The sequence below is a fragment of the Aliirhizobium cellulosilyticum genome, from assembly GCF_014198105.1.
In the GTDB taxonomy this organism is placed as follows: domain Bacteria; phylum Pseudomonadota; class Alphaproteobacteria; order Rhizobiales; family Rhizobiaceae; genus Neorhizobium; species Neorhizobium cellulosilyticum.
Genome location: NZ_JACIGW010000004.1, coordinates 393,976 through 410,904 on the forward strand (window position 1 = coordinate 393,976; position 16,929 = coordinate 410,904).

17 protein-coding genes are annotated in these 16,929 nt (G+C 59.1%); 6 read left to right on the forward strand and 11 right to left on the reverse strand.

What is annotated here, in order from left to right:
- Positions 1 to 33 precede the first annotated feature (33 nt).
- Entirely contained in the window at positions 34 to 1,041 is a 1,008-nt protein-coding gene (gene rhaS / locus GGE33_RS18970) for a rhamnose ABC transporter substrate-binding protein (protein WP_183826569.1), read from the reverse strand.
- Positions 1,042 to 1,094: 53 nt separating this feature from the next.
- Entirely contained in the window at positions 1,095 to 1,913 is an 819-nt protein-coding gene (locus GGE33_RS18975) for a DeoR/GlpR family DNA-binding transcription regulator (protein ID WP_148146745.1), read from the reverse strand.
- 198 nt (positions 1,914 to 2,111) lie between these two features.
- Here GGE33_RS18975 and GGE33_RS18980 point away from each other — a divergent pair, with 198 nt between their 5' ends.
- A complete protein-coding gene (locus GGE33_RS18980) occupies positions 2,112 to 4,208 on the forward strand; it encodes a bifunctional rhamnulose-1-phosphate aldolase/short-chain dehydrogenase (protein ID WP_183826572.1) in 2,097 nt (698 codons plus the stop codon).
- A 48-nt stretch (positions 4,209 to 4,256) separates the two neighbouring features.
- Here the strand turns inward: GGE33_RS18980 and GGE33_RS18985 are convergent, their stop codons facing one another.
- Positions 4,257 to 4,415, reverse strand: coding sequence for a YqaE/Pmp3 family membrane protein (locus GGE33_RS18985; RefSeq protein WP_148146741.1), 159 nt, complete (start codon positions 4,413 to 4,415; stop codon positions 4,257 to 4,259).
- Between the two features lie 76 nt (positions 4,416 to 4,491).
- On the opposite strand from GGE33_RS18985, the gene rhaI reads away from it, so the two are divergent.
- Positions 4,492 to 5,784, forward strand: a complete 1,293-nt coding sequence (rhaI, locus tag GGE33_RS18990) for an L-rhamnose catabolism isomerase (protein ID WP_183826575.1) — start codon at positions 4,492 to 4,494, stop codon at positions 5,782 to 5,784.
- Positions 5,785 to 5,990: 206 nt separating this feature from the next.
- Here rhaI and repC read toward each other — a convergent pair whose 3' ends face one another.
- From repC to repA, 3 genes are all read right to left on the reverse strand, one after another.
- Positions 5,991 to 7,208 (reverse strand): plasmid replication protein RepC, encoded by a 1,218-nt coding sequence (gene repC / locus GGE33_RS18995; RefSeq protein ID WP_183826578.1) that lies wholly within the window; start codon positions 7,206 to 7,208, stop codon positions 5,991 to 5,993.
- A 159-nt stretch (positions 7,209 to 7,367) separates the two neighbouring features.
- The gene (gene repB, locus GGE33_RS19000; RefSeq protein WP_183826581.1) at positions 7,368 to 8,348 is read right to left on the reverse strand and encodes a plasmid partitioning protein RepB; all 981 of its coding nucleotides are present in this window, start codon (positions 8,346 to 8,348) and stop codon (positions 7,368 to 7,370) included.
- Positions 8,348 to 9,544 (reverse strand): plasmid partitioning protein RepA, encoded by a 1,197-nt coding sequence (gene repA, locus GGE33_RS19005; RefSeq protein ID WP_183826584.1) that lies wholly within the window; start codon positions 9,542 to 9,544, stop codon positions 8,348 to 8,350. The genes repB and repA overlap by 1 nt, the downstream gene beginning before the upstream one ends.
- A gap of 538 nt (positions 9,545 to 10,082) precedes the next feature.
- Between repA and GGE33_RS19010 the strand changes: the two genes are divergently transcribed.
- The 3 genes from GGE33_RS19010 (at position 10,083) to GGE33_RS19020 (ending at position 11,129) form a co-directional block, all read left to right on the forward strand.
- A complete protein-coding gene (locus GGE33_RS19010; protein ID WP_148146733.1) occupies positions 10,083 to 10,283 on the forward strand; it encodes a hypothetical protein in 201 nt (66 codons plus the stop codon).
- 445 nt (positions 10,284 to 10,728) lie between these two features.
- The gene (locus GGE33_RS19015; protein ID WP_183685548.1) at positions 10,729 to 10,893 is read left to right on the forward strand and encodes a hypothetical protein; all 165 of its coding nucleotides are present in this window, start codon (positions 10,729 to 10,731) and stop codon (positions 10,891 to 10,893) included.
- Between the two features lie 65 nt (positions 10,894 to 10,958).
- Positions 10,959 to 11,129 (forward strand): hypothetical protein, encoded by a 171-nt coding sequence (locus GGE33_RS19020; protein ID WP_183826587.1) that lies wholly within the window; start codon positions 10,959 to 10,961, stop codon positions 11,127 to 11,129.
- A 108-nt stretch (positions 11,130 to 11,237) separates the two neighbouring features.
- On the opposite strand, the gene GGE33_RS19025 is transcribed toward GGE33_RS19020, so the two are convergent.
- Positions 11,238 to 12,368 (reverse strand): M24 family metallopeptidase, encoded by a 1,131-nt coding sequence (locus GGE33_RS19025; RefSeq protein ID WP_183826590.1) that lies wholly within the window; start codon positions 12,366 to 12,368, stop codon positions 11,238 to 11,240.
- A gap of 32 nt (positions 12,369 to 12,400) precedes the next feature.
- Positions 12,401 to 13,102 (reverse strand): type 1 glutamine amidotransferase, encoded by a 702-nt coding sequence (locus GGE33_RS19030; protein WP_148146729.1) that lies wholly within the window; start codon positions 13,100 to 13,102, stop codon positions 12,401 to 12,403.
- 127 nt (positions 13,103 to 13,229) lie between these two features.
- Between GGE33_RS19030 and GGE33_RS19035 the strand changes: the two genes are divergently transcribed.
- A complete protein-coding gene (locus tag GGE33_RS19035; protein ID WP_183826593.1) occupies positions 13,230 to 14,000 on the forward strand; it encodes a LamB/YcsF family protein in 771 nt (256 codons plus the stop codon).
- Positions 14,001 to 14,249: 249 nt separating this feature from the next.
- Here GGE33_RS19035 and GGE33_RS19040 read toward each other — a convergent pair whose 3' ends face one another.
- From GGE33_RS19040 to GGE33_RS19050, 3 genes are read right to left on the reverse strand one after another with little or no spacing between them, the layout of a single operon-like run.
- Entirely contained in the window at positions 14,250 to 15,194 is a 945-nt protein-coding gene (locus tag GGE33_RS19040) for a 5-oxoprolinase subunit C family protein (RefSeq protein ID WP_183826596.1), read from the reverse strand.
- A complete protein-coding gene (pxpB, locus tag GGE33_RS19045; protein ID WP_183826599.1) occupies positions 15,191 to 15,952 on the reverse strand; it encodes a 5-oxoprolinase subunit PxpB in 762 nt (253 codons plus the stop codon). Before pxpB ends, GGE33_RS19040 begins: the two co-directional genes overlap by 4 nt.
- Positions 15,953 to 15,973: 21 nt before the next feature.
- Entirely contained in the window at positions 15,974 to 16,927 is a 954-nt protein-coding gene (locus tag GGE33_RS19050; protein ID WP_183826602.1) for an NAD(P)-dependent oxidoreductase, read from the reverse strand.
- Between the last annotated feature and the right edge of the window lie 2 nt (positions 16,928 to 16,929).

A 16,929-nucleotide genomic window follows, 5' to 3' on the forward strand; every position in this document is an offset into this window, starting at 1 on the left:
TGGCGGCGCCGGACCTTGAAGTCCCGGGAGGGATCAGAAGATCTTAGAGAACTCGTCGATATTCTTGGCGTCGTAGATGAACGGATCGGCCATCGCGGCCTCGCCGTTGTCACCGATCTTGATCTTGCCCATGCGGCCGGCAGGGATTTCCGAACCCGGCTTGCCGTCGGCGTCACCCTTCACCAGATGATAGGAGATCTGGGTGGCGCTGTAGCCGAGATCGATCGGGTTCCAGATGGCGAATTCCTTGGTCGCACCGGACTTGATGGCGCCCGCCATTTCGGATGGAAGACCAAGACCGGTCACATAGACCTGGCCGATCTTGCCGGCATCCTTGACCGCCTGGGATGCCGCCAGCACGCCGACCGTGGTCGGCGCGACGATGACCTTGACGTTCGGCTGCGAGGTCAAAAGACCCTGGGCTTCACGATAGGACTTGTCGGCAAGGTCGTCACCATAAACCGTAGTGGCGAGGTTGAGACCGGGGAAATCCTTCAGCTGCTTCTTCATCTCGCCGATCCAGATATTCTGGTTGGTCGAGGTGGTGGTGGCGGACAGAATGGCGAAATCGCCCTTGCCGCCTTCAAGATGGCTGGCTGCAAGCTGCAGGCACATCTTGCCGATCAGCTCGCTCGAAGACGGGTTGAGCTGCAGGATACGGCCTTCGGGTGCCACGCCGCTATCCCAGGAGATAACCTTGATGCCACGCTGCGCCGCCTTCTTCAGCGCCGGCACGACCGCATCCGGATCGTTGGCGGAAATGGCGATTGCATCGACGCCTTGAGCGATCAGCGAATTGATCACTTCGATCTGGCCTTCCGCCGTCGTCGAGGTCGGGCCTGTATAGATGATCTCGACGCCGCCGAGTTCCTTCGCCGCTTCCTGTGCGCCCTTGTTGGCGGCTTCAAAGAAGCCGTTACCGAGCGATTTCACCACAAGTGCGATCTTCATGTCGGCAGCATTCGCCGCAGACGACATCATGGCAACGGCCAATGCCGCGCCAAGAGCCAGCTTCTTCGCCAGTTGTTTCGAAAGTTTCATGCCAATTCTCCTCCCAAAGATTGAACTTATGTCCATTTCCTCCCGTCGACGCCTTATGCGACCGACGGGGTATCTTCCTCACCCTTATGTGCAGCACCTGCCATACCGGCGATAATCAGCGTCACGCCGGCATCCTCCACCATGCGTTTCGCATCCTCCGAGACGCCGTCATCGGTGATGATGGTCGTCACGCGCTCCAGCGGACACAGGATCATGCTCGACCGCCGCTGGAATTTCGATGAATCGACCATAACCACCAGTTCTTCGGCCTGGCTCATCAATTTCTGCTCGCTCTGGATCACCAGTGCATCCGGCTCCATGATCCCGAGAGGGCCAATCCCTTGCGCGCCGATAAACATGCGGCGAGCGTAGAAATTGCGGATTGCGTCATTGTCGAAAGGCGACAGGATGAGGCTCTGTTCACGATAGATCGTGCCGCCCGGCACCGTCACATTGTTCTTGGAATGCTTGACCAGATGTTCCGCGATCGCGAAGGAATTCGTCATCACCTGCATCCGGCGCGCAGCCATGTAATGCACCATCTGGAACGTCGTCGTTCCGCCATTGATGATGATCGATTCACCTTCGTCACACAGATCGACGGCCTGTCGCGCAATTGAGCGTTTCTTATCGATATTGACCGATTCCGACACGCGGAACGATCGCGCCGCCAGCTGACCGATCTGCGGCGGATGCACCGCCTCCGCCCCGCCGCGCACCCGGCGCAGCTTGCCTTGAACATGCAGGGACGCGATATCCCGGCGGATCGTCGCCTCGGACGCATCCGTCAGATCGGCAATATCCTGCACCGTGATCACAGGCTTTTCCTGGATCGCGCTCAAGATTATGCGATGTCGTTCGCGTTCGTGCATGGTCTCCTCCTGAGGCCAACTATTATCAGTTTCCTAAAGTTGTCAATCATAAACGATCAAGATTGATTTTACCGCAACGCAACATGATCGAACTTGATCAATTACGATTGACAAGCGACCAAACATCGCGCGATATCCTGTCGCACAAACGGCGCAGGAGGACCAGCGTCGTCACAAAATACCGTCAGGGAGGACGACATGTCGGGCCAAATCCGCCTTCTCGATAACCGCTGGGATGATGCTTACGCTGCCAAGCTTGATGAGCCAGGCAAGCTGCTTTATCGCTCCAATCTTCTGGGCAGCGACAAACGCATCACCAATTACGGCGGCGGCAACACGTCCGCCAAGGTCATGGAAACCGATCCGCTGACCGGTCAAAAGGTCAAGGTCATGTGGGTCAAGGGTTCCGGCGGCGATGTCGGCACCATCAAGCTTGATGGCTTCTCCACTCTCTACATGGACAAGCTGGAAGCGCTGAAGGGTATCTACAAGGGTGTCGAAGATGAAGACCGCATGGTCGGCTTCCTGCCGCATTGCACCTTCAACCTCAATCCGCGCGCCGCATCAATCGATACGCCGCTGCACGGTTTCGTGCCGTTTACGCATGTCGACCACATGCATCCGGATGCGATCATCGCGATCGCCGCTTCGAAGAATTCGAAGGAACTGACCCAGCAGATTTTCGGCAGCGATATCGGTTGGCTCCCCTGGCGCCGTCCCGGTTTCCAGCTCGGGCTGGATCTCGAAGCTTTCGTCAAGGCCAATCCGACCGCCAAGGGTGTGGTTCTCGAAAGCCACGGCCTGTTCACCTGGGCCGATGACGCCAAGGATTGCTATCTTCTGACGCTGGAGATCATCAACAAGGCGATCGAGTGGTTTGCCAAGCAGACCGAAGGCAAGACGATCTTCGGCGGTGCCGTTACAAAGAGCCTCGGTGCGGAAGAACGCCGCGACATTGCCGCAAAACTGATGCCGGAAATCCGCGGCCGTATCGGCAAGGCGGAACGCAAGCTCGGTCATTTCGATGATCAGGATGCCGTGCTCGAATTCGTCAATTCGAAGAACCTCGCACCGCTCGGCGCACTCGGCACATCCTGCCCGGACCATTTCCTGCGCACGAAAATCCGCCCGCTGATCGTCGATTTCGATCCTTCCAAGCCGGATGCGGATGCAGTGGTTGCCGGTCTGGACAAGGCGCTGGAAGATTACCGCGCTGATTACACCCGTTATTACGAGACCTGCAAGCACGACAACTCGCCGAAAATGCGTGACCCCAACCCGGTCATCTTCCTGGTTCCGGGCGTCGGCATGCTCTCATTCGCCAAGGACAAGGCGACCGCGCGTATTGCCGGCGAGTTTTATGTCAATGCAATCAATGTCATGCGCGGCGCTTCGACCGTTTCCGAATATCAGGGACTGCCGGAACAGGAAGCCTTCGATATCGAATACTGGCTGCTGGAAGAGGCGAAGCTGCAGCGCATGCCGAAGCCGAAAAGCCTGGCAGGACAGGTAGCATTCGTCACCGGCGGTGCCGGCGGCATCGGCCGCGCCACCGCAACCCGTCTGATCGGCGAGGGTGCCTGCGTGGTTCTGGCGGATATTGACCAGAACGCGCTCACGGAAACGGAAGCGGATTTTGCCAAGCGCTTCGGTGCCGACGCCGTACGTGGCGTCAAGCTGGATGTGACCGATGAAAATGCGGTGGCAAAGGCCTTTGTCGAAGCCTCCGTCGAATTCGGCGGCGTCGATATTCTCGTCTCCAATGCCGGCATCGCCTCTTCGGCACCGGTGGAAGACACTACGCTTGCGATGTGGAACAAGAATATCGACATTCTGGCAACAGGTTATTTCCTCGTCTCGCGCGAGGCCTTCCGCCTGTTCCGTCGCCAGAAGATCGGCGGCAATGTCGTCTTCGTCGCCTCCAAGAACGGCTTGGCTTCCTCGCCCAATGCGTCCGCCTATTGCACGGCCAAGGCTGCCGAGATCCATCTCGCCCGTTGTCTGGCGCTGGAAGGGGCGGATGCCGGCATCCGCGTCAACACCGTCAATCCGGATGCCGTTCTGCGCGGCTCGAAAATCTGGAGCGGCGAGTGGCGCGAACAGCGGGCCACGTCTTCCAAGATCGACGTGACCGAGCTGGAGGAACATTACCGCAAGCGTTCGATGCTCAAGCTCAACGTCTTCCCTGAAGACATTGCCGAAGCGATCTACTTCCTCGCCTCGGACCTCTCGGCCAAATCGACCGGCAACATCATCAATGTCGATGCCGGTAACGCCCAGAGTTTTACCCGCTAAGCACATCTGCCTGCTACCGTGGAATTTGATCCCGGTGGCAGGTCGCGGCTACTTACGCAGAATGACCCAGATCGCGTGAATGATCCCGGGCACATAGCCGCAAAGTGTCAGCAGAATATTCAGCCAGAAATGCAGGCCGATGCCGACCTGTAGGAACACGCCCACAGGCGGCAGGATGATGGCGAGAAGGATGCGAATGACGTCCATGAAATCCTCGTCTTTGAAATAATTGCACACAATAACGCAGGCGGAGCCAGTTCGTTCGCTCGGCGGAGGAGGAAAAATGACGGACCAGATGATTTCGGCCGATGTGATCGGCGAACACAACAAAAGCAACGAGGCAGCACTCGGCTCGGACTATGCGGCGCTCGGCGAAAACCTGTCCCGCCGCGGCATCGACATCGAAGCGATCACCAAAAAGGTCTCCGAATTCTTCGTCGCCGTCCCCTCCTGGGGCGTCGGTACCGGTGGTACCCGGTTTGCCCGTTTTCCCGGTCAAGGCGAACCCCGCGGAATTTTCGACAAGCTGGAAGACTGCTCCGTCATCAATGAGTTGACCCGCGCGACACCGACCGTCTCACTGCATATCCCGTGGGACAAGACAGACCCGAAAGACCTGAAAGCAAAGGGAAATTCGCTCGGTCTCGGCTTCGATGCGATGAATTCCAACACGTTTTCCGACGCACCGGGCCAGGCGCATTCCTACAAATACGGTTCGCTCAGCCACACCGATGCCGCAACCCGCGCACAGGCGGTCGAGCACAATATCGAATGTATCGAGATCGGTAACGCCATCGGGTCCAAGGCTTTGACCGTCTGGATCGGCGACGGGTCCAACTTTCCGGGCCAGGCCAACTTTACCCGCCAGTTCGAACGCTATCTCTCGTCGATGGCCGATATCTACAAGGCATTGCCGGACGACTGGCGGCTGTTTTCCGAACACAAGATGTACGAACCGGCCTTCTATTCCACGGTCGTTCAGGACTGGGGCAGCAATCTGCTGATCGCCCAGACGCTCGGTGACAAGGCTTTCTGCCTCGTCGACCTCGGCCACCATGCGCCCAATACCAATATCGAAATGATCGTTGCTCGCCTTATCCAGTTCAAGAAACTCGGGGGCTTCCACTTCAACGATTCCAAATACGGCGATGACGATCTCGATGCGGGTTCGATCGACCCCTATCGCCTGTTCCTCGTCTTCAACGAACTGGTCGATGCCGAAAACCGTGGGGTCAAGGGTTTCCACCCGGCCCACATGATCGACCAGTCGCATAACGTCACCGACCCAATCGAGAGCCTGATTTCCAGCGCCAACGAAATCCGCCGCGCCTATGCCCAGGCCCTGATCGTCGACCGCAAGGCGCTGGACGGTTATCAGCAGGACAACGATGCCCTGATGGCAACCGACACACTGAAACGCGCCTACCGCACCGATGTCGAGCCGATCCTTGCCGAAGCCCGTCGCCGTGCCGGTGGTGCAATCGACCCGATCGCCGCCTATCGCAAGAGCGGTTATCGGAAGAAGGTTGCAGGCGAGCGCCCGGCCGTGGTGGGCGGTAGCGGCGGCATCGTCTGATAATTCGAAACCCGGTTTGGGCCGTTCTTACAAAATAGGAGCGGCCCTTTTCTTATTGTCTCTTCTCCACCGCGACACTTATTACAGGCGCATTCGTCTCGATAGAGATATTTATAGTCAAAGAAAGTCCTTCACTTCCGCGTATCTAACGGAAATATTTGAAGAAAATAGGGATTTTGACTGCCGTCAACGACGGGTTTTGAAAGCTATCCCGTTCGCTTGAGGCCCTCACTCGCATTGGCCCTTATCAGCGCCATCAGCATCGGCCCGAGCGAGAACTCGGCACGCCGTGCCCTTGCCGACAGGTCTCTCAGATAACCACCAGCGGAATTGATATGTCCGGCACGCTCAAGAATGCAGGCCAGTGCCACGGCGGCATTTTCCTGCCCGAGTGTTTCGCAGGCTTGCTGATAGGCTGACGGGCTGACACTCAGCATGGAGCGAACCAGAACGGCGGTTGCGATGAAATCACGCCAGTTGCCGATCTGGCCGCCTCTCGCATAATCCAGCATTTGCGGGCAGGCCCGCAGCACCATGCTCAGCGGAAACGTTTTTTGCGTCGCGTTCTGCCTGAGCTTGGTTGGCTCGGTTTTTCCTTCAAGCTCCTTCTCAGAGCCATGTTCAAGTTCATAGATGGATTCGGAATCTGAATTCTGTATGTGGCATCCATTCTGGGTGTCATTGGTGTCTGTTTTTTCGGTTTTTACCTGCGTTTCCAGACGATTGACGATTTCCGTACGAAGAGTGTCCATTTCGCTGAGCAGGGTTTCGACCGTTTCCCGGTTGGGGGATCGGGGCAGGCGGGAGATCAGGGTCTCGTAAATCTCTTCCATCATGCACCAGTCACCATCCGCGCCTTCTTCCACGGCTGCGGTCAAAAGCTTGCGGATGTCGCGACGGCAAAGGGTGAGGGCTTCCTTGGCGCGCTTGAAGCGGATCTTTTCGGCCGCAACCTGTTGTGCAAGTCCGGCAAGTTCCGCAGCGCGCAGCATCAGCGGCTCAAGGTCGAAACCGTAAGCGTGCTCGATCTGGCCGCCATGTCCGCGATGAGCGTAGCGCTTGCCGTTCGGGCTGTCGCGACGATGGATGAGACCGGCTTCGATAAGGGCCGCAAGATGACGCCGCAGGGTCGTGCCGGTTATGCCATGGGCACGAACAGAAAGCTGCGCATTCGACGGAAAGACGACAAGCCTGTCGCCGGCCGAAAATTCGTTCTTCGGATGGAAGGTCAGCAACGCATCGAGAACCGCAAGCGCACGGTCATGCAGACCGAGCAGTTGACGGGCTTCCGAGATATCGCGGAAAACCTTCCATTTTTCGACAGGACGCTTCATCCGGTCGTCGGACGATTGCAGCTGGCCTTTTACCAAGGCGAGCGTCATCGGCCGCCGCCCGAAAGGCGTCGTCACAAGTCCAGTTCGCATCTTTCCCTTCACCTTTCTTCAGGCAAAAGAAAGCCGCTCACCAAAACGATGCCAAAAACTCTTGACTGTGATTCGTGGAAATGCGATTCTGCAGGTGCTTAATCAGAGAGAAGCTTCCACGACGGAAACGTTTTGGGGGCTTTTTTCTTTTGGTCGGTCCTATTCCTTCATGAGCCGGCGATATTCGGCATAAAGATCGTCCAGGCTGTCGGCGATGAATTCACCGAAACCCACGGCGTCTTTGGCCTTCAATGCCAATGTGTAACTTTTCCCGTCGTTGCGGATTTCGGCCGAGACCGCCCTTGCAATGCCTTTATCCTTGGGAACCCATTTCGACTTCTTCGGCGGCCGTGCATAACCCGAGGCTTTCTTGCGGGTCAGGGCATCGACGACGAAGGCAAAACGGGCGTCTCCGTTCAAACCCTCAAGATCGGTCGCAGCCAGAACTTCGCGCAGTTTCGCGAGATTGGCCGGACGTTCGAGAAGCAGCTTGAGTTCATACCAGCGGTCGCGACCCGGCAGCTTGGCGCCACCTATCGCGTCGAGAATGTCGCGGGGCATGTTGGCGACCGACATCATCTTGGAGAGCGTCGCCTTATCCACAGATAAGGCGGTCATCACAATCATGCTGTCATTGTCGTAGTGTAACTCTGAAAGCCGACGAGCAAAGGTTGCCTTTTCGATGAAGGACAGATCGGCACGAGCGGAATTTTCTTGCCCCTGGGCAATCACATGTTCACGGTCGGAGATCGGCTTGACCACCGCACGAACGTTGCGACCGAGCGCGGTGGCCGCCTTCAGCCTCCGGTGGCCGAAAACCACCATGTAGCGGCCATCCTGATGTGGGTGAGGGCGCACGAGGATAGGGCTGGTCTGCCCGTGTTCGCGAATGGCAGCGACCAGATCCTCGAACGCCTGCGGATCCTCTTCCAGCCTGTCGCGGATAAAGGATTCCTCGATCGTCTCCGGCGAAAGCTCGACGACGGTTTCGCCTTCCAGCATCTTGTCGGCGCGTTCGGCCAGCTCGTCGATCGTCGACATGATGGTCCGGGACGCGCCCTTGACGGTGTAATCGAGCGCCACGCCGTTATCCGGCCGGTCTTCGTTCATCACATTGGCAAAAGGGTTCTTACGCGCCATCACATCCTCCCCCAGGCACGGTGGATCAGCCCCTGGATCTCGAAATTGACGCTGTCCATGCAGTCGATGGCGCGGTCATAGGTTTCGCGGGTGAAGTTGGCGCGCTCGACTTCATAGAGCGTCTGCTTGGTCAGACCGGCATCGGAGATCGCCGTCGACTTCACCATCGGATTTTTCAGAATTTCCTCAGCCAACATGGACTGCATGAAACCGAGCATCTGGGCCTGCGGAATATCGGTCGGCTCATATCTGGTAATCAGATACCGTAGCCAGTCCATCTCGACATTGGCACCCGCGCGCTTGATCGTCTTGATGATGTTGCCGAGCATCAGCAGGAACTGGCTCATCGACATCAAGTCGAGCATCTGAGGATGGACGGTGATCAGCACCGAGGTCGCGGCCGTCAGCGCCGTCAGCGTCAGGTAACCGAGCTGCGGCGGGCAGTCGACGATCACCACGTCATAACGGTCCTCGACCTGCTGCAGCGCCTTGCCGAGCCGGGTGAAGAAACGCTTGCCCTCGCTCGACGTCTGCATCGCCAGCGGCGTATCGTATTCGTATTCCTGCAGTTCCAGATTGGCCGGGATGATGTCCAGGTCCGGAAAATTGGTCTGCTGGATGATATCGGCAATCGGCTTCTTCTCGTCGTCATAACGGATTGCGTCATAAAGCGAAGGGTTGCGGTCCAGTTCCGGTTGAAAACCGTGAAGTGCGGAAAGCGAGGCCTGCGGGTCGAGATCGATGGCAAGCACACGATGGCCGGTCAGCGCCAGGTGCTGGGCAAGATGGGCCGTCGTCGTCGTTTTGCCGGAACCGCCTTTGAAGTTGACGACGGCGATCACCTGCAGCTTGTCGCCATCCTTTCGATGCGGGACGTATTTCTTGGCGTCGGATTTGCCGGTTTTGTCGAGGAAAAAGCGCAGTTCGCGCATCTGCTCGCCGGTATAAAAACGGCGGCCGCCGGTAGACGTCTTCGGGGTCGGTCCCTTGCCTTCGAGATGCAGTCGCTTCAGATTGTTGGGGCTGACGCCGAGATAATGCGCGACTTCGGCCATGGAGAACAGGCGCAACGTCTTCCTTGCATTCGGAGGAAATTTTTCCAGCCGCAACTGGTCGAGGCGACGCGAGATCTCTGCACCCTGGAGCAGGATCTTTTCGTCAAACTCGAAAGACGGCAATTTAGAATGCGCGTTCATGCAGGGAACCGTTCTGGCGATAAAACTCAAGTTTCAGGGAAACTGCCGCCAGTATCCGCCTTTCTCGAAGGCTTACAAGGAATTTCTAGTAAACCGACCCTTAATCCAACGGAATCGGATTCTGCAAAGACGTGTCTAACTATTTGATAAATATATAAATTCCTGTTTAACATGAATGGGGGCCGGTGTCGAACACCTTAGCCGGCAGCCGTAGGGCTGGCGAGTAAGCGGCCGGTTTTGTCGCCGGAAAGTGAGAATCAGTATCAAGAGAATCAGAGTGAGTCGTGCCGGCCGGCTTGCGGGCATACACGCGGCAGCGGAGGCGGGATAATCGGATTGGACAGTGCGGGGGGAAGCGCACTTCAATCTCAGGTTTTCGCGCAATCACTGACCGGGCGATCAAATGCCGCAGGCGAAATTGACGGAAACGACCCTTTTGGTGGTTGCCAAGCTTCATCCCTTATTTTAGAATCATTCTAATATTTATGAGTTTGGGTCTCAGGTTTTGAGCCCAACATTTGAAGAAGGAGAGCTACCCATGTCGAAAGATACTTCCTGCAAAGCCTGTTCGTTTTATGAAGATCACGTCGTAAACGCCGGTTCGGCTCCGGCAGATGCTGGTCTCTGTCGCGTCAACCCGCCGGTCACGCAGCCGGCGGCCGATGCCCGCGGCTTCTGGCCGGTGGTTTCCGCTAACGACTGGTGCGGTCAGTTTGAAGGCGATGCCAAGGCTGCTTGATAGCGCCGGACATTCAGAATTAGAAAGGGTGGCTTTCGAGCCGCCCTTTTTTGTAGCCGTTTCCCGCAGCGGGGCCGAAATATTCGGCAGAACCGATGTTTAGATCGCATCGACTATTGGGACACGTAGTGCGTCGATCATCTCTTACTGGCAATCCGGTTCAGGCTCTCGACCCGCAGCTAGTCAATGATCCCCAGGCGGGCCGCGCCGGTAGCGATTGGGCTCTCAGCCTTCGATGAATGGTTTTGTCGTTGAAAAGGCGACCTTTATACCCTCCGACCGGAGCTTCATTCGATTAACCGCGGCGTTGGCTGTTCATCTGCCGAGATTTAGCGAGAGAAGCGGGATGGAGACGGCCTGCGTCAGTGCCTCGATATCTTCGCCGGAGAAGAGATCACGGGAAATGAGACGGGAAAACACGGTGCGCCGTTAGGCGAGGGGCCTTATGGTAGGTTCGTTAAATCGCATCAGTTCTTCCGCTTCGGCGGGCCGGCTTTTCAGGCAGGGAGGGCCGGAAGAGATCATCCGCGAGGACGTCCCGACCGAGACCTGCGAGACCGGTTTCAAGGTGCGCGAGATGGACGGAAAACGGATCGCAACTTTCTATTGAGGGTGATCGGTGCTGCGCCTCCGTTGCCGATTGGCTTTCGCCAAAGGCTCGGCTAGAACGATCCTATGAGCGACAATGTCATCAAGTTCCAGCGGCCGAAACAGCCGAAGCCGCCGCGCCAGACGCCGCCGTGGCTGAAGCGGGTTATTACTATTCTCGTGGTGATCGCCGCCTTTGCGGCGATCTATGCCTATTACAGCCTTGCCGGAACACCGCCACAGGGTGTTCCGGGGTAGAGCACTTCCGCCTTTCTTCGAAAGGCGAAACAGCTCTATCTCTTTGTTTTAACGCAATTCCGGACGCAAAACCGGTTCCCACTTTTGCTGGAATTGCTTTAGGTCGGCTTACTTGACGAAGAGCTGGCGCGGGAAGTTGGTCAGCTTTTCATAGCCGGTTTCGGTGATCGTGATCGTTTCCGACATGCCGAAACCGCAGGCGAGCACGTAAGTATGGAAAGTCTGGCCGGGTTCGAAGACCCAAGTGCTGTTTTCCGCCGATTCCAGCGGCTCGCCGCCGTTGGGCTGCAGGAGCAGGCCGACGGAATAGAAGGTCTTGTTGGTGTAAGTCTCGCGCAGGCCCGCCGAGAGCACGCCGTCACGATAGATCGCGTCGGGCACGCGGACAGAGACGCCCGGCTTCACTTCACGGATTGCCGCATCCTGAATGGCGATCAGCTGCTCGACGACTTTGTAATCATCATCCTGCACCGGTCCGACCCGGATCGGGCGCATGAAACGGGCGTGGTAATGCTTGACATTCGGCGTCGTCTCGATCTGGACGATATCGCCGGCTTCGAGCACCCGGTCGGAATAACCGCCATGCAGGTGGAAGGCACGCTCGCCCGATGACATGACGCCCGGACCGGGCAGGTCGGAGCCGGCGCGGATCATGGCGGCGCAGACTTCGGCGGCCATTTCGCGCTCGGTGACGCCGACGGCGGCACTGTCGATTGCCGCCTGCATGCCGGCTTCGGCAGCCTTTGCCGCGCGGCGCTGATAGGCGATTTCGGCAGGCGACTTGATGAGGCGCATCTGTGGGGTCATGGCGCTCTCGTCCTGCCAGACGATGCCGGGCAGGGCGGACTTGAGGTATTCGTAGCGGCCGGCCGAGAGGGGCCAGGCGGAAAGCTCGATGCCGAGTTTGGCGCTTTTGCCGATACGGCTTTCGATGGCGGAAGCGGCAACGGCCATGCGGTCGTCGCTGTCTGTCCACATCACCCGGTCGGAGAAAACGCAGGTGCTGTCGAGATAATATTCCTCGACGTCACGGCAGAACAGGGTCGGCTCGCCTTCTGCCGGGATGATGGCAAACTGCAGCGTGCCATAGGCGCGGGTGAAATAACCGGTGAGCCAGGTTACGGTCTCCGGCAGGAAGGCGACGAGGCCATCGAGCTGCTTTTTCTTCAGCTCCGCCTGGACGCGGGAGAGGCGGGACAGGAATTCGGCGCGTTCGAACCAGTAGGCGGGCGTAACCATTATTCTTCCTCGATCGGGATGTTTTGGGAAAATCAGGCGTTCTGGACCAGTTCCGCAAAGCGGGTCAGCATGGTCTTGGCCTCGGCGGCTTCATGGGCCTGCGCCTTGAGGTCATCGATATCGGCGCCGTCGAGCGTCATCCGCTCGCGGTTTTCCTCGAACCAGATGACGGCCTGCGCCTTGGTGACTTCCGGATGGCCCTGAATGCCCCAGATATCCTTGTCCTTGTAGCGCCAGATATGGTTGGGGCAGTCGTCGGAATAGGCAAGGATCGTCATGTCCGGGTGGGCGGCCTTCACCTCATCATTATGCCAGACGAACATGTAGGCGCTGTCGACCAGATCACGGCAGAGCTTGTCGGTGCGGGCGGCCTCGGTCAGCGGCAGGTCCTTGTAGGCGATCTCGCAGGAGGTGCGGCGGAACACCTGGTCGCGGCCACACAGCGCTGAAGCAAGGATCTGGCTGCCGAAGCAGATGCCGAGCATGGGGATTTCAAGCTCCGCGGCTTCGCGGATCAGATCATGTTCGCGCAGGATGAAGGGCACGTCCTCATAGGCGCCATGCGGGCTACCGGAGAGAAAAATTCCATCATAGCCCTTCAGCGTCTCGGGGAACTGGCCGTCATAAGCCCAGTAGCGATCGACCTTCAGGCCCCAGGCTTCGAAGCGGTCGTCGAGCTTTGCGATGGACTGAAACTTGCGGCCATTGCCGAGATAAAGAAGGCGCTTGCCCATGTCATTCCCCGTTTTCAATATCAGCACACCAGTGGTATACCAACGGTGTGCACGGCGCAATCGGGAAATCGTGGCAATCATCCGGTGCCGTGTTATGCATCTGAGGGAACAGGCAAAAGGGGACGCAATGCGCATCGATCTCAACTCCGATCTCGGCGAGGGTTTTGGACCGTGGACGATGGGGGATGATGCGGCGATGCTCGATATCGTCAGCACGGCCAATATCGCCTGCGGTTTCCATGCCGGTGATCCCGACATCATGAGAAAGACGGTGCGGCAGGCGAAGGAGCGCGGCGTCGCCATCGGCGCGCATCCCGGCTATATGGACCTGATCGGTTTTGGCCGGCGGCGTCTGCCGGGATTGAGTATTTCGGAAGTGGAGACGCTGGTGGCCTATCAGGTCGGCGCGCTGGCGGCGGTTGCGGCCCTCGAAAATCATCCGATGACGCATGTGAAGACGCATGGGGCGCTTGGCAATGCCTGTGCCGATGACGATGAGATGGCGCTGGCTGTCGGTCGGGCGATCAAGGCCGTCGATCCGAAACTCGCCTTCATGGTGATGCCGGGGACGGCGACGGCGCGGGCTGCGGACAGGCTGGGGCTGACGCCGATCAACGAGATCTATGCCGATCGCACCTATGCGGACACATTCAATCTCTCGCCGCGCTCTGAAGCAGGGTCGGTGATCCATGATCCGGAATTGCTGGTGAAGCGGGTGATCGAAATGGTGTCGGAAGGGTGCCTGACATCGACCTCGGGCAAGCGGCTGGAGGTGTCGGTCGGGTCGGTATGCGTGCATGGCGATACGCCGGGGGCGGTGGGCATGGCGCGGCAGTTGCGGGACGCGCTGGAAAAGGCTGGGTGGACGATCGGGTCGTCGGTCCATCCGAAGAGGTGATTGGAGGAGAGGGGTGTGCAGGCTGCTTCCTGACAGGAGTGCCCCGATTACCCTCATCCCTGTGCTTGTCACAGGGATCCAGCTACGGCGCGTCTGCGCCGTAAAAAGAGTCCTTCCGCCCAAGGACTTGGGCTACTGGATTCCTGTGACGAGCACAGGAATGAGGAAGGATGTGATTACCGTTGGTGACCAAAACAGAACCCGGCATTGCCGGATTGCAAGCTTTGACACCATCCTAAAGGCCGACTTTTAGTCTTCCTTGTTTCGCAGACCGGCGATCGCGGCGCTGAGGCGATCATCTGCGTGGACAGCCTGTTCTTCCGCCAGGTCCGCTGAAATCGCCCGGAACAGAAACTGCTGGCCGGCCGGCAATTGCGCCAGGCGGGAGAGATCGAAGGAGGCGATGGTGGCGATTTTCGGGTAGCCGCCGGTTGTCTGGCCGTCGGCGGTGAGTACGATCGGCTTGCCCGATCCCGGCACCTGGATGGAGCCGACGACGGTGGCGTCCGAAACGATGTCGTGGCCCTTGAAGGCATGAAGCGCCGGGCCGTCGAGAACCATAGCCATGCGGTCGCGCGCCGTGGTGGCGCGATAGGGCTGGCGCAGGAATGTTTTCCACGCGTTCTCGTCGAAATAATCGTCCTGCGGGCCGGGGATGACGGCGATCGGGCCGTGTCCGCGCAGGTAAGGCGTGCCGAGCGAGCGGGGGGAAAGTTTCTCGCTATCGCCGAGCGGCAGGGTATCGCCGGGGCTAAGCGCCTTGCCGTTCAGGCCGCCGACTGCGGTTCTCAGATGGGTGGAGCGGCTGCCGAGCATGTTTGAGATGGCGATGCCGCCGGAGATGGCGATGTAGCCCCAGACGGCGCCACTGAGGGAGCCGACCGTCAGCGTTTCGCCGGCCTTGAGAAAATGGCTCTCCCAGGCCGGCACCGGCTTGCCGGCAATTTCAACGGGGCAGCTTCCGCCGGTGACGGCGATGAGGATGTCGCGATCCGCCGTGAACACGCCGCCGGTGAGGGCGAATTCGATGGCTGCGGCATGCGGATCGTTGCCGACGAGCGCGTTGGCGATGGCATGGGCATCACGGTCCATGGCGCCGGAGGTCGAGACCCCGCGGGCGCGAAAACCGTAGCGGCCGTTATCCTGCACCGACATCAGCGGGCCTGCGCGGGAAATGGTGAGGAGAGCGGTCATCGGGCGATCTCCTTGAGTTCGGCGGTGCCTGCCGCGACCTGTGCATCCAGTTCCCGGGCTTCTTCGGTGTCGATGCTGCGGAAGGTGATGCGGTCGCCGGCTTTCAGTAGGAAAGGTTCGGGGCGGGCGGGGTCGAAAAGTTTGAAGGGCGTGCGACCGAGAAAGCGCCAGCCGCTCGGGCCGGGGACGGAATTGATGCTCGACTGCCGGCCTCCGATGCCGATTGCTCCGGCCTCGATCCGTTGGCGCGGTACGGCAAGCCGCGGCGTGTGCAGGATTTCCGGCAGGCCGCCGAGATAGGCGAAACCGGGGGCGAAGCCGATCATGTAGACGCGGTATTCGGCGGAGGAATGCAGCGCGATGACATCGGCTGCGCTCATGTTTTTCAGCGCGGCGAGTTCGTCGAGATCGGCCTGATGTTCGCCGCCGTAGAGGACCGGGAATTCCAGGAGCCGGCCGGTTTCCGGTGCCGCGGTGTCATGCGTTGCCCGTTGCATCAGCTTTTCGCCGAGCGCGGCTCCGCGCAGGATTTTCGGATCGTAGATCACGGTCAGCGAGCGATAGGTGGGGATGGTTTCGAGAATGCCGTCGATCGGCTCGGCTGCAAGCGATGCATCGAGCGACAGGACCTTGAGGTTGGCGGCTTCGCTGACCGTATCCGAAAACTCTATTGCGACGGCGCGATCGCCGCAGCGGAGGATGCGCGGATAGGCGTTTTCGCCTGTGAGCGTGGGGCCGGATCGGGGCCGGAACTGCATGTCTTGTCTATCCTGTCGCGGTCAGGTGCCGGTGGCCGGGATCCGTTCGAGAGCGGCGAGTTCGGCCAGAACCTTGCTGGCGACCTGAAAACCGGTCTTTTCGAGGGCCTCGTCGGTCGAGCCGCCGATATGCGGTGTCAGCACGAGATTGGGGCAATTAAGCAGCGGATTGTCGGCGGTAATCGGCTCGACCACAAGCACATCGAGGCCTGCCCCTGCAATGATGCCGTCTTTCAGCGCCGTTGCGAGAGCGTCCTCGTCGATCAGGGCGCCGCGGGCGGTGTTGATCAGGATGCCGGTCTTGCCGATCAGCGACAGGCGGCGGGCGTCGATAAGCGGCTTTTCCTCGGGTATGCCGTGCAGTGAAACGACATCGGCCCATTCGCAGAGGCTATCGAGATCGGGCAGAAGCGTGATCCCGTCGCGCTGCAATTCTTCGGCCGGCGTGTAGCGCGACACGGTGGCGACTTCCATGCCGAAGGCCTGGCCCAGCTTCGCGACGAGCTTGGCGATATGGCCGTAACCGAACAGACCGAGGCGGCGGCCGGAGAGTTCATAGGTGCGGTGATGCTGGCGGAACAGCGTGTCGCCGGTGCGCGAGGCATTGTCGGCGGCAATCAGCGAGCGCGAGCAGGCAAGCGCCAGGCCGATCACCAGTTCGGCGACCGACTGGGCATTGGCTCCGGGCGTGTTATGAAGCGGGATGCCGCGGGCGGCAAGCGACGGCTTGTGAACCTTGTCCGTGCCGGTGCCGTGAACACCGACGACCTTCAGATTGGGTGCGGCTTCGATCTCACGGGCCGAGAGGCCGTGATTGCGGGTGATGACCGCCGTTGCGACGGCAAGATAGGGCTCGAGATCGACAAAGGCGGTGGATGCCGCAGTATGGACGACGAGCCCTGTCTCCTCCAGCATGCGGATGGCGCTTTTGGCAATCGGCTGGACGATGAGGCAGTCGCAACGAATATCGGACATGA

Excerpts from the sequence above, each read along its gene's own strand:
- rhaS (WP_183826569.1), bottom strand. The coding sequence starts at position 1,041 with ATGAAACTTTCGAAACAACTGGCGAAGAAGCTGGCTCTTGGCGCGGCA.
- GGE33_RS18975 (WP_148146745.1), bottom strand. The coding sequence starts at position 1,913 with ATGCACGAACGCGAACGACATCGCATAATCTTGAGCGCGATCCAGGAA.
- GGE33_RS18980 (WP_183826572.1), top strand. The coding sequence starts at position 2,112 with ATGTCGGGCCAAATCCGCCTTCTCGATAACCGCTGGGATGATGCTTAC.
- GGE33_RS18985 (WP_148146741.1), bottom strand. The coding sequence starts at position 4,415 with ATGGACGTCATTCGCATCCTTCTCGCCATCATCCTGCCGCCTGTGGGC.
- rhaI (WP_183826575.1), top strand. The coding sequence starts at position 4,492 with ATGACGGACCAGATGATTTCGGCCGATGTGATCGGCGAACACAACAAA.
- repC (WP_183826578.1), bottom strand. The coding sequence starts at position 7,208 with ATGCGAACTGGACTTGTGACGACGCCTTTCGGGCGGCGGCCGATGACG.
- repB (WP_183826581.1), bottom strand. The coding sequence starts at position 8,348 with ATGGCGCGTAAGAACCCTTTTGCCAATGTGATGAACGAAGACCGGCCG.
- repA (WP_183826584.1), bottom strand. The coding sequence starts at position 9,544 with ATGAACGCGCATTCTAAATTGCCGTCTTTCGAGTTTGACGAAAAGATC.
- GGE33_RS19010 (WP_148146733.1), top strand. The coding sequence starts at position 10,083 with ATGTCGAAAGATACTTCCTGCAAAGCCTGTTCGTTTTATGAAGATCAC.
- GGE33_RS19015 (WP_183685548.1), top strand. The coding sequence starts at position 10,729 with ATGGTAGGTTCGTTAAATCGCATCAGTTCTTCCGCTTCGGCGGGCCGG.
- GGE33_RS19020 (WP_183826587.1), top strand. The coding sequence starts at position 10,959 with ATGAGCGACAATGTCATCAAGTTCCAGCGGCCGAAACAGCCGAAGCCG.
- GGE33_RS19025 (WP_183826590.1), bottom strand. The coding sequence starts at position 12,368 with ATGGTTACGCCCGCCTACTGGTTCGAACGCGCCGAATTCCTGTCCCGC.
- GGE33_RS19030 (WP_148146729.1), bottom strand. The coding sequence starts at position 13,102 with ATGGGCAAGCGCCTTCTTTATCTCGGCAATGGCCGCAAGTTTCAGTCC.
- GGE33_RS19035 (WP_183826593.1), top strand. The coding sequence starts at position 13,230 with ATGCGCATCGATCTCAACTCCGATCTCGGCGAGGGTTTTGGACCGTGG.
- GGE33_RS19040 (WP_183826596.1), bottom strand. The coding sequence starts at position 15,194 with ATGACCGCTCTCCTCACCATTTCCCGCGCAGGCCCGCTGATGTCGGTG.
- pxpB (WP_183826599.1), bottom strand. The coding sequence starts at position 15,952 with ATGCAGTTCCGGCCCCGATCCGGCCCCACGCTCACAGGCGAAAACGCC.
- GGE33_RS19050 (WP_183826602.1), bottom strand. The coding sequence starts at position 16,927 with ATGTCCGATATTCGTTGCGACTGCCTCATCGTCCAGCCGATTGCCAAA.